Raw genomic sequence first — 25,245 nt, forward strand, 5'->3', positions numbered from 1 at the left:
ATCAACTTTGGTTATTTTGGGTCCGCATCAGGTCCTCCAGTACCCAAAGCCTATCCTGACCCCAAACGGTCTGACCGTTCAGGTGGAAACTAGGAACACCCCATAGGCCGATCTGCTGAAGTCTGTCTTGATTGGCCTCAACGCGCGCGCGCCAATTCGTATTGCTTAACTGCGTCTTTGCCTTAGCCCAATCCAGCCCGGCCATAGCAGCGATGTCGCTCAGCCCGGTATCGGTACTGGCATCTATGCCCTGCGACCACACAGCGGTCATAAAGGCCGAGCAGTATTCAGCCAATCGGCCATTCTCTTCGGCGAGATCAAAAAGCGCATAGCCTCTCTCGACACCGGCACCCAATGGATCACTGATGCAACCGAAAGGGATATCCAGACGACGCGCCTCGCGTGCGCAATCGCGGAGTATGTAAGAGGATTTCACCTTGGGAACAGGCAGCCCTCGCATCAGCATGGGCAAGACCGGGCGCAGTACCAGCTTTGCGCCACTCCGAGCAGCAAGCTCCCTTACACGGTCAAACGCGAGGTAAGAATACGGGCTGCGAAACGAGAAAAAGAACTCCAGCTCTTGCCCCTCAGCGTTCGGGGTTTCCCCGCTGTACTCGGGCAGGATGAACGAACCCTGCGGCCCCGTTCGGAAAGCGTCAAGACGTGTTTCCAGATACGCAAGACGGTCCGGCCCCCAATAACATTCGCCGCCATATGCAAAGCATCCGCCAAAAAAGTGCCCGACCTCAGCCAAGGCTTGATCGCCCGCCGCTTGCGCTGCTGAGTAATCCGATTGCGGCCCCTCGGGTATATCTTCGCCCGACCACAAAGCGTTACTGATTTGCTGTGCACGGCTTGTGAAATCCTGCTTATGCAGCTCGGCAGCAAGACGGCGCGAAGCCTGCGCAATTGCGCTTTCTGAAGTTTTGGATATGGCAGGTGACGTCAGACCCAAACGGTTTGCCCATCGCCTGGTATCCGTCAGCGCATTCTGCAAATAGGCCTCTGGCGCCGGCAGGTTTTCCGGCGTCGGGCCAGAAATCAGGTAGGGTTCAATCTTGATATCGTAGTGCTTTTGAAAAAGGGCCAGCAATTGCAGGCTTACGTGGCAATACGGGTCTGCCACGTCGTGAAAATACTGAACGACGCGCGGTTGCCCCTTCATACGCCGCCGGGCCTCAAACGCGCCCCGCTTGGCGGTTTGCAAACCAGTACCTGTCAAAACCATCGCAGCGCGAGATCTTACCATATTTCTAAGCGTCACGTGCCCCCTCCCAAGTCGGTTTGGGCACTCTATCTTGCGACGCTCAGAATGCTATGCCAGTACACTGGAACGTGAGGGTTACAGCGCGTAAAGCGCGCCGAATTTCTCATCAAGGTATTGCAACAAGGGCTCTGGTCCAGGTTCCTGCCCACCAGCACGACGAATGACGTCGCGCGGCGCATAGAGCCCGCCGTGCCTTTGAACGTTTTCGCGCAGCCAGCCCGTTGCGCCAGATGTATCACCCTCCGCCAATTGTTGATCCAACGCAGGGACGGCCTTGCGCAACGCCTGATACAGACAGCCAGCATAGACATTACCCAGCGAGTAGGTTGGGAAATAGCCAAACAGTCCGACCGACCAGTGGACGTCCTGCAGGCACCCATTTGATGGCATGTCTACTGCATAGCCAAAATCAGACAGGAACCGGTCATTCCACGCGGCCTCAAGATCATCCACGTGCAGGTTCCCGGACATCAGCGCGCGCTCCAGATCAAAACGCAACATGATGTGCAGATTATACTGCACCTCATCAGCCTCGGTTCGAATATAGCCGTTGTGAACACCGTTCACTGTTGCGTAGAACGCGTCAGCGTCGGGGATACCAAAATCTCCGAACGCGTCTTTCATCTGGCCGTACAGCCAACCAGTGAATGCGCGAGACCGGCCCAACTGGTTTTCGTAAATGCGGCTTTGGCTTTCGTGTACCCCCATGGATACCCCACTGCCCAACGGGCTAAGGCCGAAATCCGGGTTTATTCCCTGCTCATACGCGGCGTGACCGACCTCGTGAATGGTGGAATAAAAGCAGTTGAACGGGTCGCTTTCACTGGTTCGCGTAGTAATGCGCACGTCAAGTCCGCTACCCGAACTGAACGGGTGAACCGCCTTGTCGACGCGCCCAGTGTTCAGGTCGTACCCAAACGCAGTGGCCAATTTCTGCGACAACCGCATTTGTGTCAGCTCATCGAATGTTCCCGACAACGCTATGGGTGCGGGCTTTTCCAAGACCGCGGCCCTGAGTGCGACCAGTCTTGGGCGCATCTGGTCGAAAATCTCAGAGATTTGGGCACCTGTCGTATAGGGCTCGTAATCTTCAACCATCGCGTCATACACGTCGCCACCTTGCGCTAGGGCTGTGCCCTCTTCGCGCTTTAGGGCCACAACCTCTTGCAGAACGGGAAGAAAGGCTGCCACGTCCTCATCCGCGCGGGCTTGTGCCCATGTGCCTTGCGCGGCCGATGTGACGCGCGCAATGGCCTTGGCCAAATCAGCAGGCACCTTGATCGTCCGTTCATAAGACCGGCGGATTTCTCGTAGCTGAGCCTGCCCGACTTCGTCTGACGCTTCGGCGTTTTCCAACCATTCGGCAACGCGCGGATCCGAACGGCGCGCATGTAGGACAGCCTCGATCGCGGCCATTTCCTCGGCTCTTTGGGGTGCGGCACCACGCGGCATAACCGTTTCCTGATCCCAACCCAGCCGACCGGCTATCTGCCCCAGCGCCGAGGTTTCGCGTTGAAATGCCATCAGATCGTCGAAAGCGCTCATATCAAGCTCCGCGGATGGAGGTTGCAATGGGATAGGCCGTCAGGAAACGCGCCCGCAGGATCAACGTCCAGACAACGACAGCCATGAACTGGTGGAAAATCGCGATCTGCCAGGGAGCTGCGTAGACAACGGTGATGATGCCAACAACAACTTGCAGCGACAGAGCCGCAAACATGGCGTTGAAGGCGAACCGCGTCTGGGGATGTGCACTGGTTCCGCCGCGCCGCCAAACCATGATACCGAACGCAAACAGCAGATATCCGGCGCACCGGTGAATGAACTGAACAAGGCCCGGACTTTCAAAGAAGTTGCGCCACATAGGTTCCAAAGCAGCTGCATCTGGCGGCAGCAACTGACCACCAATCAAGGGCCAATCGGTATAGGAGCGGCCCGCATCAATTCCGGCAACCAAAGCGCCGATCAGAATCTGCAGGAACGCAAAGTGCATGAGGCCAGTCGACAGCGAAAATAGCTTTGCCTCTTTCGCGCGGCGGGCCTGCATGAGGTCACGCTCGGCCCGGCCAAGCTCGAAAACATACCAAGCAAGGAATCCGAGTATGACGAAAGCCAAACCCAGATGGACCGCTAGACGATAGCTGGCGACTGCTGTCATCCCCTCGCCCTGTGTCACACCTGATGCAACCATCCACCATCCGACAACGCCCTGAACACCGCCTAACGCGCCGGGAATCAACAGCTTGCCGGTCCATCCGGTCGGGATTTTCCGCGCCGCGAGGAACCCAAAGAAACCTATGGCCCAGACCAGACCAATCACGCGGCCCAGTTGCCTGTGACCCCATTCCCACCAGTAGATGAATTTAAAGTCGTCTAACTCCATCCATTGATTTTGAATGCGCCACTGGTCGATTTCCTTGTACTTGTCGAACTCGGATTGCCAGTCCGCCTCGTTCATCGGAGGGATCGCACCAGTAATGGGCCGCCATTCGGTAATCGACAGGCCGCTGTCGGTCAGACGGGTCAGACCGCCCACTGCAATCATGACAACCACAAGTGCGAACAGGATCATCAGCCACGTTCTGATGCCGCGCCGGGCATCGCCGCGACCGCGGTCGATCATGCCGGGTTGAACCGCTTCCTGTTTCTGGTCACCCGAGACCTCTTCGAAGATGCTGCGCTTACCGCTCATGCTGTCCTCATGTCCTGATTTTGTCGCAAGCTAGGGCTTGGGTGCAGATAGGTCCAGCCTTAGCCTTTTTCCTTCCAGCGGACCATCTGACGCATCACCCCGTGCAACATCTGCACATCCGCGCGCGTCATGCGCATCCGCGACCAGAGGTTGCGCAAGTTGGTTTTCATACCGTCTGCTTTTTCGGGTGGATAGAAAAAGCCAGCCTCCTCCAACCGGTCTTCGTAATGTTCGACCAGTTTTTCAACCTCGATCCCTGTAGCCCAATCGCCCTTGCCCAGATCGGTGGACTCATGCACCACATCTCCGGTCTGGCGCATCCACTCATACGCAGTCAACAGCACGCATTGACCAAGGTTCAACGAGGCATATTCGGGGTTCACAGGCACCGAGATTATGGCGTTGGCTTTGGCAATATCCTCGTTTTCCAGCCCTGCCCTCTCTGGTCCGAACAAGACAGCCACCTTTTCGCCCGCCGCAACCTTTTCTGCCGCGATCTGCATGGCGCGTTCGGGGCTGTAGACCGGTTTGGTCAAGCCTCGTTGCCGCGCGGTTGTCGCGAAAACAAAGGTACTGTCCGCAAGCGACCCGGCCAGATCGTCAAACAACTGTGCTTCGTCCAGCAAGCGACCGGCACCGCTGGACATGGCCACCGCTTTGGGGTTCGGCCAGCCATCACGTGGTGCCACAATCCGCATCCGGTCCAGCCCGAAGTTCCACATTGCACGTGCAGCGGCACCGATGTTTTCGCCCATTTGCGGACGCACGAGCACGAAAGAGGGCTGAGATTTTTCGCTGGGCATGGCTGTCTCCGGAAAACTTCGGCTTGCTGTAATCGGCACAGATGCGCAGGGCAAGGCGTTGGCGCAAGCAATTGCGCATGAATCCGGCATAAAAGTTTGCTTCCCCCGCGCAATCCGCTAAACCCCGCCAAAGACTGAAAGCCGAAGGACGCGCCATGGACACCCCTGAGCAGCCGCAGATTTATCTGATTTCGCCCCCGACCATCGCGCTAAGCACCTTCCCAGATCAATTGGGCCGCGTGCTGGACGCAACCGAAATTGCCTGCATCCGGCTGGCTTTGGCGGGCAATGACGAAGACACCATCGCGCGTGCTGCCGATGCCTGTCGCGAGGTTGCCTTTGCGCGCGATGTGGCAATCGTCATATCCAACCACGTTCTTTTGGCCCAACGCCTTGGCCTGGACGGGGTTCATCTGGATGATGCAGCGCGTTCTGTGCGCAACGTGCGCAAAGAGCTGGGTGCTGATGCCATCGTCGGTAGTTTTTGCGGCAACTCCAGCCATGACGGAATGACTGCAGGCGAAAACGGGGCCGACTACGTGGCCTTCGGTCCGGTCGGCGCGAGCACTTTGGGCGATGGCAGCATCGCCGAGAAAGACCTGTTCCAATGGTGGTCTGAGATGATCGAGGTTCCTGTTGTCGCCGAAAGTGGTTTGACGCCAGAGCTGATCGGCGAACTTTCACCGCACACGGATTTCTTTGGAATCGGGGATGAAATCTGGTCCCAAGACGACCCGGTTGCCGCCCTGAAATCGCTCACCGACGCGATGTGAGCGTTAACCCTTGCGCCCGCGCCGGGGCTACGGCATGACACCGTCATGACTCAGAACAGCAACATCCTGTGTATCGGCTCGGTCCTGTGGGACGTGATCGGGCGGTCGGCCAGCGCCATGCGCCAAGGCTCGGACGTGCCGGGGCGGATCACCCGTCTGCCCGGTGGTGTAGCCATGAATATCGCGATGACACTGGTGCGCTTTGGGATGACCCCAACCCTGCTGACCGCCATAGGGCGCGACCCCGAGGGCGACGAATTGGTCAACTCCTGCGCCCGTTTGGGTATGATCACAGATCACGTTTACCGCTCGCAAGACTTGCCGACCGACAGGTATATGGCTGTCGAAGGCGCAAACGGCTTGATCGCAGCTATTGCAGATGCGCATTCCCTTGAGGCAGCGGGTGCCAAAATCCTGCGCCCTTTGATGCACGGGCCGTTGGGCTACGAGAATACGCCTTACGAGGGGCCCATCGCACTGGATGGCAACCTGACGCTAGACTTGCTGGAAGACATCGCCCAAAGTCCTGCCTTTGCCAAAGCTGACTTGCGCGTTGCGCCTGCATCCCCCGGCAAAGCAGAGCGGTTGCTGCCTTTTCTCAAACATGCCCGCGCAACGCTTTATGTGAACCTCGAAGAGGCCGGTATCCTGTGTCAGCGAGAGTTCACGGATTCCGCTTCTGCAGCGCAAGGTCTGCTGGATCGCGGCGCATTGCGGGTGCTGGTCACCGATGGCGGAAACTCGGCCACTATCGGCAGCGCGAATGAAATCCTGACCCAAACGCCCCCATCGGTGCTGGTTACACGTGTGACCGGTGCGGGCGACACTTTCATGGCGGCCCATATCGCCTCAGAATCCGGCGGCGCGTCCAGCGGCGAGGCTTTGACCCGCGCCCTACACGCCGCCGCCACCTATGTTTCCGGAGAAACCCCACTGTGATCGACCTCAAATACTCAGCAGAAGTCCGCGCCGCAAAGGAAGCGGGCCAACCCATCGTCGCGCTTGAAAGCACCATCATTACCCACGGGATGCCCTACCCTCAGAACATCGAAGTGGCGGCACAGGTTGAACAGGATATCCGCGATGAAGGTGCGGTGCCGGCGACCATGGCTGTCATCAATGGAACGTTGCATGTAGGGCTTGAAGCCGATGAATTAAAAGCGCTGGGTCAGGCACAGGGTGTCGCGAAAATCTCTCGTGCGGATATGGCTGCGTGCATTTCCACCGGCGGCACAGGTGCCACGACCGTCGCAGCCACGATGATCGCGGCGCAATATGCAGGCATCGACGTGTTTGCCACAGGCGGCATTGGCGGCGTGCATCAAGGGGCCGAAACCTCATTCGATATATCCGCCGATCTGCACGAACTGGCTCAGACCTCGGTCACGGTTGTTGCGGCTGGTGCAAAGGCGATCCTGGATCTGGCAAAAACTCTCGAGGTGCTCGAGACGCTCGGCGTTCCGGTGATCGCTTATGGTCAGGATGAGTTCCCCGCCTTCTGGTCTGCTCAATCGCCCTATACGGCCCCGCTGCGCATGGACACGGCAGAAGATATCGCGAAAGCGCATGCAACCCGCCGTGCGCTTGGCTTGCCCGGTGGGCAACTGGTTGCGAACCCGATCCCGTCCGCGGATCAAATCCCGTCCGAAGAGCTGGCTCCGATTATCGCAGCCGCGCAGGCGGACGCCGATGAACACCGGATCACGGGAAAAGGCGTTACACCCTATCTGCTGCAGCGCATCTATGAGCAAACAGACGGGCGTTCACTGATCGCCAATATTGCACTGGTCAGAAATAACGCAAAATTGGCTGCCGGAATCGCCAGGGCGCTGGCCAAACAGTCGCAGTGAGATAAACCTATTGTACCAAGGCACCGGACTGCTTAACTAATTCCGCAAACCACTCAGGACCGCAATGAACACGCCGTTTGACGAAGAACCGAACCGCCGACCGGGCTTATTTTCCCGGCTGCGTGCGTCTTTCTTGACGGGTATCGTCGTCATTGCGCCGGTCTGGTTGACGGTATGGCTGATATGGTCCGTGGTTGGCTGGATCGACAGCGCCGTTCTTCCCTTGGTGCCGCAGCAATTTCATCCCGAACAATATGTCGGAATAAACCTGCGCGGCGTTGGCGTCGTAATCTTCCTGATCTTCACGGTTCTGGTCGGATGGATCGCCAAGGGCATTCTGGGGCGGTCCCTGATTCACTTCGCCGAAAGCCTTGTGGACAGAATGCCCGTTGTCCGCTCGGTGTACTCTGGTATCAAACAGATTTCTGAGACCGTCTTTGCGCAAACTGAACGCTCGTTTGAGAAAGCCTGCCTGATCCAGTATCCGCGACGGGGTATTTGGGCGATTGGGTTCGTGTCGACCACGGCCCGTGGCGAGGTCAGTGAACGCGCCGAGACCGGGGGCAACTTGCTGAGCGTTTTCGTACCAACGACGCCAAACCCGACCTCAGGGTTCTTGCTGTTTTTCCCCGAAGAGGATGTCATCCTGCTGGACATGTCCATCGAAGACGCCGCCAAACTGGTGATATCGGCTGGCCTTGTCTATCCGAACGAGAAAGACCCGACGCAACCGCCTGAATGATCAGCCGAACATCTCGGGCAAGTTTACAGTACTACGTGCGCCAAGATCGTCTTTATGATCCGTCAAGAAACGATCCGCCGCCCGGCGCCCCGCGTCCTTGAGTTTGTGCAGGATCACAGGATTGGGCACCGTTTTCGTGGCCACTGACAGGTCATTCATCAGTGCGTCATCCGCGATCATGTGAACCAGCACCCGGTTCATTTCGCCAGCCTTCAGCTTTCCATCAGCCAAGAGCCGTTGAACGAAATTGATTGCCCGCAGCTCTCGGAACAACGACGAATTAAAGCTGATCTCATTGATCCGGTTCTGAATTTGCTGCGGCGTCTTGGGAACTTCGTCGCGCTCGAGCGGATTTATGTTCACGATCACCACATCATCCGGCAGATCATCATCGAATAACGGATACAGCGCTGGATTGCCCGTATAACCGCCATCCCAATACGCTTCGGTCCGACCTGATTTTGGGTCATAAATCTCTACCGCCTGAAACAGGCTGGGCAAACAGGCCGAGGCCAGAATGGCATCGGTCGAGATTTCGTCACCAGTGAACACCCGAATCTTTCCGCTACGTACGCAGGTTGCGCACACATGCAGTTGCGGGCCGTCATCTGCACAAATGTCGTCAAAATTGAAACGGTCCACGACCGGCTCCAAAGGATTGCGATACATCGGTCCGTAGGCATAAGGCGACACCAGACGCGACCATGCATCCCCAACCGAAAACGGCAGTGAGTACTCCATCGCCTGGGCGATCTGCGCTGGTTCGACGGCCTGCATCCAATTGGCCAATCGCATATCGCCGACAGCACCCATCCGTGCCCAAAGCCCATCAAGGTTGGCGCGGGCGCCGTCCCGCCCATTGCGCACCATACCGGATTTGAACGCGGCGCCATTCAGCGCCCCAGCCGATGTTCCTGTGATCGCCGCGACTTCGATATCGTCCTCGTCCAGCAGGCGATCAAGAACACCCCAAGTAAAGGCGCCATGCGCACCGCCGCCTTGCAGCGCTAGATTGATGCGTTTCACTGTCGCCTCCTAAATCAAAGTGCGGTCCAGCCCCCATCCACCGAGATCGTCGTTCCGGTGATCTGCGCTGCAGCGTCTGAACATAGAAAGATCGTAGTGCCGCCAAGCTGCTCAACTGTGGCGAATTCTTTGGAAGGTTGCCGTTCGAGCATGACGTTCTTGATCACGTCTTCGCGGCTCATGTTGTATTCTTTCATTGTGTCCGGGATTTGAGCTTCGACCAAAGGGGTCAACACATAGCCCGGGCAAATTGCGTTGCAGGTAATCGGCTCTTGCGCAGTTTCCAAAGCGACGGTTTTGGTCATGCCTACAACGCCGTGCTTAGCCGCGACATAAGCTGCTTTGAAGGGCGACGCCGTCAGACCATGCGCTGACGCAATATTGACGACCCGGCCCCAGCCCGCCTGACGCATCATAGGCAATGCGGCCGCAGTTGTGTGAAAGGCCGAGTTCATGTTGATCGCGATTATCGCATCCCATTTGTCGACCGGAAATTGATCAATTGGGGAAACGTGCTGAATGCCCGCGTTATTTACAAGAATATCGCAGGCGCCCGCTTGCTCGATAAGGGCGCGGCATTCGTCTCCTTTTGACATATCCGCTTTGATGTAACGCGCTTGTGTTCCGGTTTCTTTGGAAATCTCAGCGGCCAGAGCGTGATCTTCGTCCCGATCCGTAAAGGAATTCAAAACCACGTTTGCGCCAGCCTTCGCCAATTCACGCGCGACCCCCAATCCGATCCCCGAATTTGATCCAGTGATTACTGCTGTCTTGCCCGAAAGGTTCATACGTTTTCTCCCTCAGAAATCCGTGTTGACGACACAGTGCCATGCTGCAAGTGCAAAGAAAACGGTGAATGCGCCAGGCTGCGCGAACGGCGGAAAATGCGCACAAAAAAACGCCCGCACAAGGCGGGCGTTAAGTTATTGAGGCAGGTTTCATACAGGCAAGAAACCTATCGAGCAGTGCACCCTTTATAAGCAATTCCACGCCTTCGTCCAAGCTAAAAGTTTGATAATAAGAAAAATCATCGGTACGATGAATCCCAACAAAATAAGGCCAGAGCAGGATTGTTTCCAAAATGAGCCCTAATTTTCTACGCCCCGTCCGCTTTGTGATCACGGGAATCGCTGCCGTTTTTGCCGCAACGGTCGCCAATGCAGAATCGGCTCATGGCATAGCTATGTACGGAGACCCGGCCCTGCCACCGGATTTTGTGTCTCTGCCCTATGCAAATCCAGATGCACCGAAGGGCGGAAAGGTCGTTTTTGGAAATACCGGCGGCTATAACAGTTTGAACCCGTTTGTGCAAAAAGGCACCCCGCCCTGGCAATTGCGTTTTTGGACCCACGAAAGCCTTATGGGCCGGTCTTGGGACGAACCTTTCACCCTTTATGGCCTTTTAGCCGAATCAGTTGAGACAGCGCCGGACCGGTCCTGGGTCGAATTCACACTACGTGAGAACGCACAGTTTTCAGACGGAACGCCGGTTACTGTCGAAGATGTGATTTGGTCATACGAGATTTTGGGCACCGAAGGGCATCTTCGGTATCGCGGGTTGTGGGGTAAGATCGACAGTATCGAACAAACCGGTCCCCGGACCGTCAGGATTACTTTTAACGAGGCCGACCGTGAACTGGCGCTGATCGCCGGTCTGCGACCGATCCTGCAAAAAGCCCAGTGGGACGGTAAAGACTTCGCCAATGCCCCCCTGCAGGAAATCCCAGTTGGAACCGGCCCGTATGTCATCGACAGCTATGAAGCTGGCCGATACGTCAACCTGCGCCGAAACCCGGAATACTGGGGCGCTGACCTTCCGTTCCGCCGCGGCACTATGAACCTGGATGACATCAGGATTGAATTCTACGGTGACGGAACCGTCCTGTTCGAAGCCTTCAAGGCTGGCGAACTGACCGCCGTTCGTGAATTCAACGCCGACAAATGGGACACCCAATACAGTTTTCCAGCCGTACAACGCGGCGATGTGGTCAAAACCGAAATTCCCCATGGCAAGCCATCGGGGATGACGGGTTTCGTCATGAACACGCGCAAGGCCCCCTTTGATGACTGGCGCGTGCGCGAAGCCCTGATATTGGCGTTCAACTTCGAATTCATTAACGACACCATCACCGGCAGCGCGCAACCAAGAATCTCATCCTATTTTTCGGGATCTGAACTGGCCATGCAGCCGGGCGCAGCGACAGGTCGTGTAGAAGAGCTCTTGCTGCCCTTTGCGGATGACCTGCCACCCGGCACGTTAGAAGGGTACACTCTTCCTGTCAGCGACGGCTCGGCCCGCAACCGTTCAAACATTCGCAAAGCCATGCAACTGCTGGGTGACGCGGGTTGGACCATACAAGATGGAGTGCTGCGCAACGCCAATGGCGACACGTTCACACTGACCGTTCTGCTTCAGCAAGGCGACAGCGAAAGCGAGACTGCAATCGAGATCTATTCTCGCGCGCTCGAGCGGTTGGGAATCCAGATCAAAACGGAACAAGTCGATAGCGCACAATATGCAGGGCGCACATCTGAGCTTGATTTTGATATGACCTTCTTCCGGCGCGCCCTGTCCTTATCACCCGGCAATGAGCAACGCCTGTATTGGGGAAGCGAAAACGCTGACACACCCGGAACACGAAACCTGATGGGGATCGCCTCACCTGCCGTTGATGGGCTGATCGACGCAATGCTTGCATCCGAGAGCCGGGAAGATTTCATAGCGGCCACCCGAGCGCTGGATCGGGTTTTGACCGCCGGTCGCTATGTCATTCCGATTTGGAACTTTGATGTCGGTCGAATCGCGCATGCAAAAGAACTAAAGCTGCCTGAAACACTGCCAATTTATGGCGACGGGCCAGAATACATGCCTCAGGTGTGGTGGTTCGAAGAATAGCCTCGCAATAATGACCACCCAAACCGAACACATTTGGTAACGGTTTAGTGCAAAAACACGCGTTGGTGATGCTTAGACGCCACTCGGCGGAAAACGGCACATTGCCAGATTTATCTATATATTGCGCATTGTTGGATGCAGTTCCGCTATAATTCGTTGTCGCCACTATTTTCAGTCGCAATTTTCGCTCGCAACACAAATAGCTTTACGAAATACATCTTTGCGTTGTAGCCTAGCGGTGAAATTACGCTTTGTGCGACCAAATTATTGCTTTGAATTTCACTACATAGCTTTCGTGCGGCCGCGCAGCGCTCAGGATTTACGGACCAACCACCACTCACTCCAAAACTCGGTCCGTTTGCCCGTTGCGGTTTGCCTGCAACGGGCATTTTGTTCCTTGCATCTTCGACTACAGGGTGCGACATTTTGTCATGCACAGAGTTTCCTGACTGGTTCGTAACCTTTTGGTGGGCCGAGCAGCCGTGAAACCTGAAACCGGAAAGCTTGCAGATGTTGAATTGGAATGATCTGACGCAAGACTGGGACGCCACGTATGCGCGCGCGCAACGCCGTTTTCCGAACCTGCGGGAAAAAGACAAAACGCGGCTTTGCAAGGATCGCAAAGGGTTCGAGGCCTACCTGGCTGAGCGTCACCAACTGACTGTGACGGAAGCTCGAGAAGAGCTGGAAGATTTTCTGTTTACCGAAGGCCTGAACCGCGAATTCGACCGGTCTTTAAGTAAGTGATGTCACCCAAAGGATCATGGCGTCTTCGTCACTGACTGAGACGACGTTGTGCCCCATGCTACCGTCGTAATACGCGCTGTCGCCACGGCGCATTTCAACGGGTTCATAGAATTCGGTATACAGGCGCACAACACCGGTTAGGACATACAGGAATTCTTCGCCATCGTGACGCACCCAACCGTCGAACTCATCCATGGACCGGGCGCGAACGCGCGCGCGGTAGGGCAGCATCTGTTTCTTGGTCAGTGTTTCGGCCAGCAACTCATGTTCATAGGTGGTCGTAGGGTGCGCCGCGCCTTCCCCCATGCGCGTGACAGCCATACGTCCTATCACCTGTTCGCGTTGCGGTGGCGTGAACAGTTGCGGCACCGAAATCTCTAACCCCGTCGCCAGTTTCTTGAGCGCATCATAAGTCGGAGACATTTGCCCGTTTTCGATTTTGCTGAGCGTCGACCGCGCAAGTCCGGCCTGATTGGCCGCTTGCTCCAAGGTCCAGCTGCGCGCCTTGCGCAGCTCACGTACACGCGCGCCGAGGTCCAGCGGTTCAAGTTCGGTATGCTCTCCGGAATCGCGTGCGATGCGGATCAGGGATGTCTGGTCTTGGGTGCTCATGCGTCATTCTATAGGATGAGCCTGTCCTGCTTGCAACGCGTCTGTCGCCACGGTAGCCAATCGGTATGCTTTCGGTTTTCGATCAGGGCCCGTTTGAGGCTTGCCCATCTCCGTTCAACCTGACTGCGCATGTTCTGCGTGCTGCGGATCGCAACGCGGAGAAAACGGCGCTTTCGGTCCTTGGGCATCCGAGCGCGCAACACTGGACCTATGACGCATTGAAACGTGCCGTTCTGGGAACCGGGGCCGGGTTGCTGCGGTCTGGGCTTAAACCCGGCGACATCGCGTTGATGCGGCTGGGCAATACAGTAGACTTCCCAATCGCCTATCTAGGCGCGATCGCCGTCGGGGTGATACCGGTTCCAACCTCGTCCCAACTGACCGAACCGGAAACGGACAAGATTATCCAAAACCTAAACCCTGCGGCAGTCCTACGCGATCCGAGTGTCTCTTGCGCGAGGCACCCGCACCAGATCACTGTGTCTGAACTGACAGCAATGCGAGATCTTCCGCCCGCTCAATTTGAATTGGGTGATCCCAACAGGATGGCCTACGTCGTCTATACATCGGGCACATCTGGTAAACCACGTGCTGTGGCCCACGCCCACCGCGCCATCTGGGCCCGTCAAATGATGGTAGACGGCTGGTACAGCCTGCGCGAGACGGATCGATTGTGCCACGCCGGGGCCTTTAATTGGACCTACACACTCGGGACCGGTCTGATGGATCCGTGGACCATCGGGGCGACCGCGTTGATACCTGAACCGGGTACGGATTTCACCGCGCTGCCCACTTTACTGCGCCAGCATCGCGCCACGATCTTCGCCGCGGCGCCGGGTGTCTTCCGAAAGCTTCTGCACAAACCTGACGAATTGCACCTGCCCGATCTAAGGCATGGGCTGTGTGCTGGCGAAAAGCTCTCGCGTCACCTGCACCAGAACTGGGTTACAGCCACGGGAACCGAATTGTTCGAAGCCTACGGAATGTCCGAATGTTCGACATTCATCTCATCCAGCCCGGATCACCCAGCCCGCGGGGACGCCTTGGGTCAGCCACAACCCGGTCGCCGTGTCGCGATCCTTGGCCCCGATGGGCCGGTTCCGCAGGGGCAAGAGGGCACAATTGCAATCCATCGCTCAGATCCCGGGCTCATGCTGACCTATCTGAACGCACCGGATGAGGCACAGGACAAGATGCAGGGCGATTGGTTCCTGACCGGCGATCAGGGTGCAATGGCTATCGACGGCCAGATTACCTATCTGGGTCGGGACGATGATATGATGAACGCAGGTGGGTACCGTGTGTCGCCGGTCGAAGTTGAAGCCGCCTTGTCCCGTTTCCCGGGTATCACGCAGGTGGGTGCTGCCTGTGTCGAGGTCAAACAGGACACATTCGTGATTGCAGCCTTTTATACCGGACCGGAAAAACTGGACGAAAGCGCCCTGCGCTCCTATGTCGAAGAAAACCTGGCGCGCTACAAACAACCGCGCGCCTTTGTTCATCTGCCTGAACTGCCCAGCGGCGGTAACGGGAAACTCCTGCGCCGGGCGCTTCCGGCCTATTTCAAGGCGACCAACGAATGACCCAGACCGTCAAGCTCGATATCATGTCCGACCCGATTTGCCCTTGGTGCTATATTGGCAAGACGCATCTGGACAAAGCGCTGGCCGCCATTCCTGACCACCCGTTCGTGATTGAATGGCACCCATTTCAGCTGAACCCGGACATGCCGGACGCCGGGATGGATCGGCGTGAGTATCTGGAACGCAAGTTCGGAGGCAAGGAAGGTGCGGTCCGGGCTTATGCACCAGTCGTAGAGCATGCCGAGAATGCAGGTCTGAGCATTGACTTCGAAGGCATGAAGCGTACGCCGAACACGTTGGATGCGCATCGCCTGATCCACTGGGCCGGGATTGAGGGCAAGCAAAACGAAGTCGTTGATGCCCTGTTCGACGCCTATTTCGTCAAGACCCGTGACATTGGCGATCATGAGGTTCTGGCCGATATCGCCGACAGCGTCGGCATGGATGCGGCAGTGGTTCTGAAGCTGCTCAAATCCGAAGCGGACCGGCAGGATATCAGCGACCGGGACACACATTCGCGCCAGATGGGCGTAAACTCTGTTCCGACATTTATCGTTGCAAACCAACACGCTGTTCCCGGTGCTCAGCCACCTGAGATGTGGCAGCGCGTGATCGGGGATATAATGTCTCAACTTGAGGCTTAATCTGCAAATTAGCACACCCGTCTGTGCGCATACTCGCTGGTGCCCTTTGACCCGCCGTGATAGCGCGATCTGGTCAGGAGGGCACAATGGCCAATCGTATGTCTCGGGGAGAATTCGTCGCGCTGGTCGCGATGATGTTTGCGACGATCGCGTTTTCGATCGACTCGATGCTGCCAGCCCTGCCGCAGATCGGCGAGCAGCTTAGTCCCGGCGACGCCAACAAAGCACAGTTGATCCTCACCTCTTTCGTGCTGGGCATGGGGATCGGCACCTTTTTCACGGGGCCTTTGTCGGACGCCTTCGGACGTAAGCCCGTGATCTATGCCGGGTCGCTCCTCTATATTCTGTCCGCTGCGGTGGCCTGGTTCAGCTCCTCGCTTGAGATGCTGCTGATAGCCCGGATATTTCAGGGCATTGGCTGCTCGGCCCCCCGCGTCGTTGCCATGGCGATTATCCGAGACCTCTATTCCGGACGCGAGATGGCGCGCATCGTCTCAATTGCCATGATGATCTTCACGCTGGTTCCGGCGATCGCGCCAATGATGGGGGCCGGTATAATCGCGCTGACAGGTTGGCGGGGCATCTTCGCCTCGTTCATGCTGTTCTCGCTGATCACCATCGTCTGGATGGGTTTGCGGCTGCCGGAACCGCTGGCGGTGGAAAATCGCCGCCCGCTGCGGTTGCCTCTCATGATGGACGCTGCGCGCCAGATGTTCGCGCATCCAACCGTACGTGTTTCGATCATGGTACAAACACTGTGTCTTGGCATGCTGTTCACGATGCTGACGATGGTGCAGCCCGTATACGACATCATTCACGACAGCGCGGACAGCTTTCCATTCTGGTTTGGCTTTGTCGCCTTGATGTCCGGTTCTGCCAGTTTGTTGAACGCAGCACTCGTGGTGCGTTTGGGTATGCGACGGATCGTAACTTGGGTGCTTGGAGCGCAGATCGTGTTCACCTCGGCCGTGATCTTTCTGAATTCAATGCAGCTTTCGCCGGGCCTGTCATTTGGTATTTTCGTCAGTTGGCAAACAGCGATTTTCTTTATGGCCGGCATGACAATGGGTAACCTCAACGCAATCGCCATGGAACCCATGGGTCATATTGCCGGCATGGCCGCGTCGGTGATCGGCGCAATCTCGACCGTTTTTGCTGCCGCGATTGCTGCACCGATCGGCCAGCTGTTTGACGGGTCTATCTTGCCGCTCGCCTTGGGCATCCTGACGATGTGCACCCTTGGCTTTGTGTTGATGCTGCATATGGGCCGGATCGAAAACAGACTGCCTGCCTGACCTGTGCAGCCAATTTGAATCGCGTTAACCTGCCCCTAACCCAAGGGGGAGATTTCGATGAGCGATTACTACGATCTGGGTACCTATTCCTGCCCAATCACAACGACCTCAGCCGAAACGCAGTTGTGGTTCGACCGCGGGCTGAACTGGACTTATGGCTATAACCATGACGAAGCTGTCGTGTGCTTTCAACGTGCGGCCGAGGCCGACCCGGACTGCGCAATGGCCCACTGGGGAATAGCCTATGCCGCCGGGCCAAATTATAACCTGCCCTGGGATTTGCGCGATGACCGGGGGCAGAAGAAGGCTTTGGCGCTGGCGTACGATGCCACGCAACAGGCTCTTGCGCTGCTAGACCATTGTAGTCCTGTGGAACAGGCGCTGATCCGCGCCCTGCCCGCGCGTTATCCTCAGCGTGACCCGATAGATGGCATGCATGTTTGGGACCATGACTTTGCAGATGCCATGCGCGACGCTTTTGCAACCCTGCCAAGCCACCTGGATCTGCGAACCATCTTTGTTGAATCCTTGCTGAATTTGACGCCTTGGAAGATGTGGGACCTGCAGACTGGCGAACCAGCGGCGGGCGCTGCAACGCTCGAGGCGCAAAAGGCGCTTGAGGACGCAATGGCAGAAGATCCCGCTGCCATGTCTCATCCCGGCCTACTGCATTTATACGTTCACCTGATGGAGATGTCGCCAACCCCGGAAAAGGCCCTGAAGGCTGGCGACGTCCTGCGTACTTTGGTTCCGGATGCGGGTCATCTTGTGCACATGCCGACGCATATCGACGTGCTCTGCGGCCACTACCAGAACGTCGTGCATTGGAACGAAAAAGCCACCGAAGCCGATCTGAAATACTATGAGCGTGAAGGCGCGTTCAACATCTACACCGGCTATCGGCAACACGATTACCATTTCACGATCTATGGCGCGCTTTTCCTTGGCCAGATGGAACCCGCCCTGCGCGCCAATCAAGGTCTTTGGGAGACGACGCCCGAGGATATGCTGCGCATTGAAAGCCCACCAATGGCCGATTTCTTCGAAAGCTACATGTCAATAGGCCCGCATATCCTGATCCGATTTGGCAAGTGGGAAGACGCAAAGGCCCTGAAGCTGCCCGAAGATCCCGACCTGTTTCGCACACTGACTGCGACCACACATTATGCCCGTGCCATTGCCTATGCCGCGACGGATCAGGTTCCCGAAGCAGAAAAGGAAGAACAGCTTTTTTTGACGGCGGCAAAGCGCGTTCCGGATACGCGTTTACTTCACAACAATCGGGTCGTTGATTTACTAGAGATCGCCCGCGAGATGCTGCGGGGCGAAATTGAATACCGCAAAGAAAACTATGAAGTTGCGTATGCGCACCTGCGCCGCTCGGTCGAATTGGACGACACGTTGCCCTATGACGAACCGTGGGGTTGGATGCAGCCGACACGTCACGCCCTGGGCGCGCTTTTGTACGAACAGAGGCACGTCGCTGAGGCCGAAGCCGTTTACCGCGAGGACCTGGGTCTGGGCGGAAACCTGAGCCGTGCTTCGATCCACCCCGACAATGTCTGGAGCCTAAAGGGTTTGCATGATTGCCTGAAATCACGCGGTGAAACCGTCGAGATCAAACAGATCAAGCAACGCCTCGACCTTGCATTGGCGCGTGCGGATCAAGCTGTGGCCGCGTCTTGTTTCTGCGCGCAGGCCGCGATGAAAGCCGCCGAATGAGATATATTGCGCTAGTTGCCCTGCTTGCCTCACCGGCAGTCGCCGAGCGACAAACGTTTCCTCCAGTCGACGAAGCCGACCGGAGCCCGTCGCTGATGGCGTTCAGAGAAGCAATTCGCGGGAAGGTCGCCGCGCGGGACATTGAAGGCGTGATCGCCTCTGCCTGCCCGGACATCTACCTAAGCCACACCGGCGCCGGCGGTCCCGAAGAATTGCGGGCAAACCTTGTGGTTACGGATGACACGCTGACCGAACTAGAGAGACAGAGAACCGAGTCAAACACCCAAGCTTATTGGAGTGCGCTCGAAACCACTTTGGCAAAGCCGGGGTATTTTGACGATCAGGGGGAATTCTGGATGCCGCACCAGTGGCAGATCACCCTGCCCGCCTCACTGGACCCGAATATGGCTTACTTCGTGGACGGACAGAACGTGACCTTGCGCCAATCTGCAGACCAAAACGCGCCGAGCCTGGGCCTTATCAGCCATGAGGTTGTCATCGTGCGCGCATATTCTCAGGAGGCTGAGTATCAGAACGTCTTACTGACAGATGGTGGTCAGGGGTACATTCACAGCGACTTTCTTTGGCCAATGGTCGGTTACCGTGCCGCGTTCGTGCAATCGGATGCGGGCGAATGGCAATTGTGCACTTTTGTCAGCGGAGACTAGGTTTTCGCCTTCTTTTTCTCGGCAACAACCTTTTCGGCTAAGTCTCTGGCGATTGCGAAAGCACCCTTGATCTTGTCGCTGTCCTTTTTCCAGTCACGACGCACGACAATTTTGTTGTCCTTGACCTTGGCCAGCCCGCGCTGGTTCTGAATGAACTCAACCAACCCCTGAGGTGACGCGAACTTGTCATTGTGGAACTGGATCGTCGCGCCCTTTGGCCCTCCGTCCAGCTTGGCAATGCCCGCACGTTTGCACATGGCCTTGATCCGCACGACGAGCATCAGCGTGTTCACCTCTTTTGGCAGAGAGCCAAAGCGGTCGATCAGTTCGGCGGCAAAGCCTTCCAATTCGACCTTGGTCGAAAGCGACGACAGGCGGCGGTAAAGGCCCAGACGTACGTCCAGATCGGGTACGTAGTCTTCGGGGATCAGAACTGGCACGCCCAGATTGATCTGTGGGGCCCATTGATCGTCGGCATCCGACAGCCCCTCCATCTCACCGGCTTTGATCTTGGCAATCGCCTCTTCCAGCATCGATTGGTAGAGTTCATAGCCCACGTCGCGCATCTGGCCCGACTGTTCCTCACCCAACAGATTGCCTGCGCCGCGAATGTCCAAATCCTGTGAGGCAAGGGTAAAGCCAGCCCCAAGCGTATCCAGAGACCCCAGTACACGCAGGCGTTTTTCGGCCGTGGCCGTCAGTTTCTGGCGTGGTTTCGTGGTCAGATAGGCATAGGCGCGGGTCTTTGAGCGCCCCACCCGGCCGCGAATTTGGTAGAGCTGCGCAAGGCCGAACATATCCGCCCGGTGCACGACCATCGTATTCGCCGTCGGAATATCCAGCCCACTTTCGACAATCGTTGTCGCGAGCAATACGTCATACTTGCCGTCGTAGAAGGCGTTCATTCGGTCATCGAGTTCACCCGCCGCCATCTGTCCGTGCGCGACGACATAGGTCAGCTCCGGCAGTTGTTCCTTTAGGAATTCCTCTATCTCTGGCAGGTCCGAGATGCGCGGGACCACATAGAAGCTCTGCCCGCCGCGATAGTGTTCACGCAGCAGGGCCTCGCGGATCGTTACGGCATCGAACTCGCTGACATAGGTGCGGATGGCGAGACGGTCGATGGGCGGCGTGCCGATGATCGACAGGTCGCGCACACCGGTCAAGGACAATTGCAGCGTGCGCGGGATCGGCGTTGCGGTCAGGGTCAGCACGTGAATATCGCTGCGCAGTTGTTTCAGACGCTCTTTATGGCCCACGCCGAAATGCTGTTCTTCGTCGATGATCAGCAGGCCCAGATTGTTGAACCGTATCCCCTTGGCTAGCAAGGCATGGGTGCCGATCACAATGTCGATCGTCCCGCGCGCCAGCCCGTCGCGGGTTTGCTGGGCTTCCTTCGCAGACACGAACCGCGACAATTGACGGACCTCCAGCGGGAACCCACGGAAGCGTTCCTTGAACGAGGCCGCGTGCTGGCGAGCCAGCAGCGTGGTCGGCGCGATCACCGCAACCTGAACACCCGACATCGCGGCGACAAACGCCGCGCGCATGGCAACCTCGGTTTTGCCGAAACCGACATCACCGCAGATCAAGCGGTCCATCGGCGCGCCGGAGTGCATGTCCTCCATGACCTCGGAAATCGCGCGCAATTGGTCGTCCGTTTCCTGATAGGGGAAGCGGGCGCTGAACTCCTCCCACGCGTGGGGCGGCGGGTCCATGACGGGTGCTTTGCGCAGGGCACGTTCGGCGGCGATGCGGATCAGCTTATCCGCCATCTCGCGGATGCGCTCTTTCAGCTTGGCCTTCTTGGCTTGCCATGCGCCGCCGCCCAGACGATCCAGTAAACCTTCGTCGTGGCCGTATTTCGACAGCAGCTCGATGTTTTCGACCGGCAGGTAGAGCTTGGCCTGTTCGGCATATTCCAACAGCAGGCATTCGTGCGCGGCCCCGGCAGCAGTGACGACCTCCATCCCCATGTAACGCCCGATACCGTGATCCACATGCACGACCAGATCACCGGGGGTCAGGGATTGAGTTTCGGTAAGAAAGTTCTCGGCCTTGCGGCGCTTTTTAGGTTGTCGGATCAGCCGGTCGCCCAGAACGTCTTGCTCCGAAATCACCGTCAAATCCGGGGTTTCGAACCCGTGCTCCAGCGCCCAGACGGCCAGATGCAGGCCCCGTTTTCCGACGCGGGTGCCGTCGGTGACGGGAATAGCCTCGGCTAGCCCCTCATCTTCGATCAACCCGGTCAGACGTTCCCGCGCGCCTTCGGAATACGAAGCGATCAGCACTGGTCCCTTCGTCATTTTGTCGGTGATATGCGCGGCCAGAGCGCCAAACAGACTGATGCTTTCCTGTTGCCGTTCAGGCGCAAAGTTCCGTCCGATCCGACCACCGGCGTCAATCACCCCGGGACCCGAGGCCTGTGGCAGCGGGTTAAGCTGCAGCACCCTGCGCCCATCAACAGCCTGCTTCCACGCATCATCATCCAGATACAAAAGCCCCGGAAGCGTCGGTTTATAAACGGTATCCATGCGCGACCGGTTTTCCAGCGCCAGACGCCGTGTCTCGTACTGGTCGGCGATCGTGTCCCATCGGGCCAGACGTGATGGCGTGATCTGATCATCCAACGAAATTGTTGCGCCGGGCAGATAATCGAACAGCGTCTCAAGCCTCTCGTGGAAAAAGGGCAGCCAGTGTTCAACACCCTGATGTTTGCGACCTGCGGTTACCGCCTCATACAACGGGTCGTCCGTGCCCGCTGCGCCAAATTCGATCCGGTAATTCTGACGAAACCGTGTGATTGCTGCGTCATCCAGAATGACCTCGGACACCGGGGCCAGCTCTACAACCTCAAGCTTTTCCGTTGTGCGCTGCGAGACCGGATCGAACCGCCGAGCGCCATCCAGCACGTCTCCGAAAAGGTCAAGGCGCACAGGACCAGACTCACCCGGAGGGAAAATGTCGATGATACCTCCGCGAACGGCATAGTCGCCGGGCTCCATCACCGTTGGGCTTTGGGTGAAGCCCATCCGCACAAGGAAGTTTCGCAGAGCAGCCTCATCGACCCGGTGGTCCACTCGCGCGGTAAATGCCGCCTCGCGCAGCACGTCACGCGCGGGAACACGTTGAGTGGCCGCATTCAACGTCGTCAGCAACACAAACCGGTCGGGCATCTGGTGCACTAAAGCCGCCAGCGTTGCCACACGGGCCGCGGCGATATCGGCATTGGGCGAGACCCGATCATACGGCAGGCAGTCCCAACCCGGGAAAACGAACACGGGCATATCCGGCGCAAAGAAGGCAAGCGCCGCGCGCATTGCTTCCATACGTTTATCGTCGCGGGCCACGTGGCAGACCGGCCCGTTTGAACGAGAGATCTCGTTCAATACCAGTTGCGCGTCAAACCCCTCGGGGGCGCCGCCAACCGTGACATGGTCCGGAGCCGTCATCGCTTTGCCTTTCCGAATTCTCTATCCCAGAACGCCGATCGAAAAGTTCTGATACATACCCCAGAGCGAGGTAATCAAGATCGAAATGATCCCTACAATCTGCGTGTAGATTCTGCACCGTGTCAGTATCTTTGAGACAATCTCGAGACTGACCTCAATACGCTGCAATTTACGGGCCGCGGAAATGTTGATCAACATCACAAGCCCAACCGGAAACAACAACAAAAACAAGGCTTGGGCGAATTCGACCCCGTAATAAAATCCCAAGGTCGCCAAGCCGGTAAAAAAGAAACACCCAAATCCAAGAATAACCAACCCCGATACATCAACGATATAAAGTAGCCGGTTCTTGTTGATCCGCACGATGTCCATCAGGTCCTGTTCGGCCTGCCCGCCAGACCGGCGCGCACGCACCACCAGATCATAGGGAACGCCCATCGACCAGTGACTGGCCGAAGACCACAGAACCGCAAGCACGATCCAATACCAAAGATTGGAAAAGCTGCGCATATCGATGAGTTCAAAGATCGAATCGTATAAGTCCACGCGCCAGCCCTTTATTCACTATCCTGAGGGACCCTATTCGCACCCGCGCGTCCATCGTTACCCTTGAGACTACCGGGAATTCATGCCACCCAATGCGGGAATATTCAAGGAGAGCGCGACATGAAACCGACCATCGCCCCTTATCCTATGACCCGTTTTCGCAGGGCGCGCCAATCAAAGGCCATTCGCGGACTGGTGCGTGAGAACACCCTGACCACAGATGACCTGATCTGGCCGGTTTTCGTGCGTGACGGCGAAGGTGTGGAAGAACCCGTTCCATCCATGCCCGGTGTGATGCGCCGCTCGGTCGATATGATCGCCCAAGCCGCGGTTGAGGCGCAGGCGCTTGGAATTCCTGCGATATGCATTTTCCCGTATACCGACCCCAGCCTGAAGACCGAAGACTGTGCCGAGGCCTGGAACCCCGACAATCTGTCAAACCGGGCCATAAGGACCATCAAAGCAGCCGCTCCTGATATCGCTGTCATGACGGATGTTGCTCTCGATCCGTACAATATCAACGGGCATGACGGTTACGTTGTCGATGGCGAGATTGTGAACGACCAGACCATCGAAGCACTTGTGAAAATGACGCTGGCCCAGGCCGACGCCGGAGCGGATATCATCGGCCCGTCTGACATGATGGACGGCCGGATCGGCGAAATGCGCAAAGCGCTCGAGGCGGCGGGGCACCAGAATGTCATGATCCTCAGCTATGCGGCCAAGTATGCCAGCGCGTTCTACGGACCTTTCCGTGACGCTGTCGGCGCATCGGGTGCGTTGACCGGAGACAAAAAGACATACCAGATGGATCCTGCAAATTCGGATGAAGCCCTACGTCTGATCGAACGCGATCTGACTGAGGGCGCGGATATGGTGATGATCAAACCCGGAATGCCCTATTTGGACATATGCCGACGGGTCAAAGACACGTTTGGCGCACCCACATATGCCTATCAGGTGTCCGGCGAATACGCGATGATACAAGCTGCAGCTCAGAACGGCTGGATCGATGGCGAAAAGGTCATGCTGGAAAGCCTTCTGGCCTTCAAACGCGCCGGTTGCGATGGCATTCTGACCTACTTTGCTCCCGCAGTCGCGAAGGTGCTTCAGGGCTAGAATCTCAAATTTTCGCGATTTTTCGCCGATTGTGATCTGTGTGGGCACAGCTTTCCCGTGACACGCAGAATCAATCGGCGTATTCTTGCACACAAGATCGGGATCACCCGGCATATCAGGCAGTTATACAGAGAAAAAACATGAGCAGTTCCAATCCAACCAGACTAAGCCGTCGTGGCTTTGCCTTAGGCATGGCCGGTCTGACGCTGACAGCCGCTTGCGGCAATGGCGTCGGCAATTCCAACGCAGCTACGATCGACGCACGTGTCGATGCGACACTGACAGAAATGTATTCGCGTTTCCCGAACACGGTTGAAATCGCGAATAAAGCAAATGGTATGCTTGTCATGCCCCTGATCACCGAAGCAGGATTTGTCTTTGGTGGCGGGTTCGGGCGCGGCGCGCTTAGGATCAATGGCGCAACGGTCGATTATTACTCTTCAGTAAAGGGCACGGCTGGTCTGCAGATCGGTGCCCAGCAATACGCCCACGTTCTGTTCTTTATGACAGAGGATGCCCTGAACGATTTCCGCCGGTCGAACGGTTGGACCGCGGGTGCTGACATCGGTTACGTGGTCAGTGATCAGGGTGACTCATTGTCAACCAGCACGACCGAGCTTCGTTCGCCGGTACTGGCTGCCATCTTCGGACAGGCCGGTCTGCAAATCGGGGCAACCGTGGACGGCACTAAATACACACGGATTATCCCGTAAAAACGGCACCCAAGCGTAGTGTTATGACCCCGTCAGTGGCACTGCCAATGGCGGGGTTTGTTTATTATATCGGACAAACTTCGGGCGAGGCTCTT

General features: G+C 57.1%; 22 protein-coding genes. 13 read left to right on the forward strand and 9 right to left on the reverse strand.

What is annotated here, in order from left to right; all coding sequences use genetic code 11:
- Position 1 precedes the first annotated feature (1 nt).
- From ACR0DG_RS01635 to ACR0DG_RS01650, 4 genes are all read right to left on the reverse strand, one after another.
- Positions 2-1,264: a DsbA family protein gene (locus ACR0DG_RS01635; RefSeq protein WP_480693687.1), complete on the reverse strand. Its 1,263-nt coding sequence runs from the start codon at positions 1,262-1,264 to the stop codon at positions 2-4.
- A 78-nt stretch (positions 1,265-1,342) separates the two neighbouring features.
- On the reverse strand, positions 1,343-2,812 hold the full coding sequence (locus ACR0DG_RS01640; RefSeq protein ID WP_480693688.1) for a carboxypeptidase M32: 1,470 nt from the start codon (positions 2,810-2,812) through the stop codon (positions 1,343-1,345).
- Position 2,813: 1 nt separating this feature from the next.
- Entirely contained in the window at positions 2,814-3,959 is a 1,146-nt protein-coding gene (gene ctaA / locus ACR0DG_RS01645; protein WP_480693689.1) for a heme A synthase, read from the reverse strand.
- 59 nt (positions 3,960-4,018) lie between these two features.
- Entirely contained in the window at positions 4,019-4,762 is a 744-nt protein-coding gene (locus ACR0DG_RS01650) for an RNA methyltransferase (RefSeq protein WP_480693690.1), read from the reverse strand.
- A 155-nt stretch (positions 4,763-4,917) separates the two neighbouring features.
- On the opposite strand from ACR0DG_RS01650, the gene ACR0DG_RS01655 reads away from it, so the two are divergent.
- The 4 genes from ACR0DG_RS01655 to ACR0DG_RS01670 all read left to right on the forward strand — a co-directional run bounded on the left by ACR0DG_RS01655 (position 4,918) and on the right by ACR0DG_RS01670 (position 8,127).
- Positions 4,918-5,535: a thiamine phosphate synthase gene (locus tag ACR0DG_RS01655; protein WP_480693691.1), complete on the forward strand. Its 618-nt coding sequence runs from the start codon at positions 4,918-4,920 to the stop codon at positions 5,533-5,535.
- Positions 5,536-5,580: 45 nt separating this feature from the next.
- Positions 5,581-6,474 (forward strand): PfkB family carbohydrate kinase, encoded by an 894-nt coding sequence (locus ACR0DG_RS01660; protein WP_480693692.1) that lies wholly within the window; start codon positions 5,581-5,583, stop codon positions 6,472-6,474.
- Positions 6,471-7,385, forward strand: a complete 915-nt coding sequence (locus ACR0DG_RS01665; RefSeq protein WP_480693693.1) for a pseudouridine-5'-phosphate glycosidase — start codon at positions 6,471-6,473, stop codon at positions 7,383-7,385. The genes ACR0DG_RS01660 and ACR0DG_RS01665 overlap by 4 nt, the downstream gene beginning before the upstream one ends.
- Positions 7,386-7,449: 64 nt before the next feature.
- Positions 7,450-8,127 (forward strand): DUF502 domain-containing protein, encoded by a 678-nt coding sequence (locus ACR0DG_RS01670; RefSeq protein ID WP_480693694.1) that lies wholly within the window; start codon positions 7,450-7,452, stop codon positions 8,125-8,127.
- Here the strand turns inward: ACR0DG_RS01670 and ACR0DG_RS01675 are convergent, their stop codons facing one another.
- Both ACR0DG_RS01675 and ACR0DG_RS01680 read right to left on the reverse strand, forming a co-directional pair.
- The gene (locus ACR0DG_RS01675; protein WP_480693695.1) at positions 8,128-9,153 is read right to left on the reverse strand and encodes a patatin-like phospholipase family protein; all 1,026 of its coding nucleotides are present in this window, start codon (positions 9,151-9,153) and stop codon (positions 8,128-8,130) included.
- A gap of 14 nt (positions 9,154-9,167) precedes the next feature.
- Positions 9,168-9,941, reverse strand: coding sequence for a 3-hydroxybutyrate dehydrogenase (locus ACR0DG_RS01680; RefSeq protein ID WP_480693696.1), 774 nt, complete (start codon positions 9,939-9,941; stop codon positions 9,168-9,170).
- Between the two features lie 293 nt (positions 9,942-10,234).
- Here ACR0DG_RS01680 and ACR0DG_RS01685 point away from each other — a divergent pair, with 293 nt between their 5' ends.
- Together ACR0DG_RS01685 and ACR0DG_RS01690 are read left to right on the forward strand one after the other, a co-directional pair.
- On the forward strand, positions 10,235-12,049 hold the full coding sequence (locus ACR0DG_RS01685) for an extracellular solute-binding protein (protein ID WP_480693697.1): 1,815 nt from the start codon (positions 10,235-10,237) through the stop codon (positions 12,047-12,049).
- A 510-nt stretch (positions 12,050-12,559) separates the two neighbouring features.
- Positions 12,560-12,796, forward strand: a complete 237-nt coding sequence (locus ACR0DG_RS01690; protein WP_480693698.1) for a hypothetical protein — start codon at positions 12,560-12,562, stop codon at positions 12,794-12,796.
- Here the strand turns inward: ACR0DG_RS01690 and ACR0DG_RS01695 are convergent.
- Positions 12,785-13,408, reverse strand: a complete 624-nt coding sequence (locus ACR0DG_RS01695; RefSeq protein WP_480693699.1) for a helix-turn-helix domain-containing protein — start codon at positions 13,406-13,408, stop codon at positions 12,785-12,787. The two genes, ACR0DG_RS01690 and ACR0DG_RS01695, sit on opposite strands and share 12 nt — an antisense overlap.
- A gap of 65 nt (positions 13,409-13,473) precedes the next feature.
- On the opposite strand from ACR0DG_RS01695, the gene ACR0DG_RS01700 reads away from it, so the two are divergent.
- From ACR0DG_RS01700 to ACR0DG_RS01720, 5 genes are all read left to right on the forward strand, one after another.
- Positions 13,474-14,991 carry a class I adenylate-forming enzyme family protein gene (locus ACR0DG_RS01700; protein WP_480693700.1) on the forward strand — a complete coding sequence of 506 codons (1,518 nt, stop codon included), beginning with the start codon at positions 13,474-13,476 and terminating at the stop codon, positions 14,989-14,991.
- Entirely contained in the window at positions 14,988-15,635 is a 648-nt protein-coding gene (locus ACR0DG_RS01705; RefSeq protein WP_480693701.1) for a DsbA family oxidoreductase, read from the forward strand. Before ACR0DG_RS01700 ends, ACR0DG_RS01705 begins: the two co-directional genes overlap by 4 nt.
- Positions 15,636-15,721: 86 nt before the next feature.
- A complete protein-coding gene (locus ACR0DG_RS01710) occupies positions 15,722-16,930 on the forward strand; it encodes a multidrug effflux MFS transporter (RefSeq protein ID WP_480693703.1) in 1,209 nt (402 codons plus the stop codon).
- A 57-nt stretch (positions 16,931-16,987) separates the two neighbouring features.
- Positions 16,988-18,652 (forward strand): tetratricopeptide repeat protein, encoded by a 1,665-nt coding sequence (locus tag ACR0DG_RS01715; RefSeq protein WP_480693705.1) that lies wholly within the window; start codon positions 16,988-16,990, stop codon positions 18,650-18,652.
- Between the two features lie 95 nt (positions 18,653-18,747).
- Positions 18,748-19,320 carry an SH3 domain-containing protein gene (locus tag ACR0DG_RS01720; RefSeq protein WP_480693707.1) on the forward strand — a complete coding sequence of 191 codons (573 nt, stop codon included), beginning with the start codon at positions 18,748-18,750 and terminating at the stop codon, positions 19,318-19,320.
- On the opposite strand, the gene mfd is transcribed toward ACR0DG_RS01720, so the two are convergent.
- Entirely contained in the window at positions 19,317-22,772 is a 3,456-nt protein-coding gene (gene mfd, locus ACR0DG_RS01725; RefSeq protein WP_480693709.1) for a transcription-repair coupling factor, read from the reverse strand. The genes ACR0DG_RS01720 and mfd overlap by 4 nt on opposite strands.
- A 21-nt stretch (positions 22,773-22,793) precedes the next feature.
- Positions 22,794-23,318: a component of SufBCD complex gene (locus ACR0DG_RS01730; protein WP_480693711.1), complete on the reverse strand. Its 525-nt coding sequence runs from the start codon at positions 23,316-23,318 to the stop codon at positions 22,794-22,796.
- Positions 23,319-23,438: 120 nt separating this feature from the next.
- On the opposite strand from ACR0DG_RS01730, the gene hemB reads away from it, so the two are divergent.
- Together hemB and ACR0DG_RS01740 are read left to right on the forward strand one after the other, a co-directional pair.
- Positions 23,439-24,437, forward strand: a complete 999-nt coding sequence (gene hemB / locus ACR0DG_RS01735; protein ID WP_480693713.1) for a porphobilinogen synthase — start codon at positions 23,439-23,441, stop codon at positions 24,435-24,437.
- A 140-nt stretch (positions 24,438-24,577) separates the two neighbouring features.
- A complete protein-coding gene (locus ACR0DG_RS01740) occupies positions 24,578-25,150 on the forward strand; it encodes a lipid-binding SYLF domain-containing protein (RefSeq protein ID WP_480693715.1) in 573 nt (190 codons plus the stop codon).
- Positions 25,151-25,245: the final 95 nt, after the last annotated feature.

The organism is Ruegeria sp. BG8 (assembly GCF_056538325.1).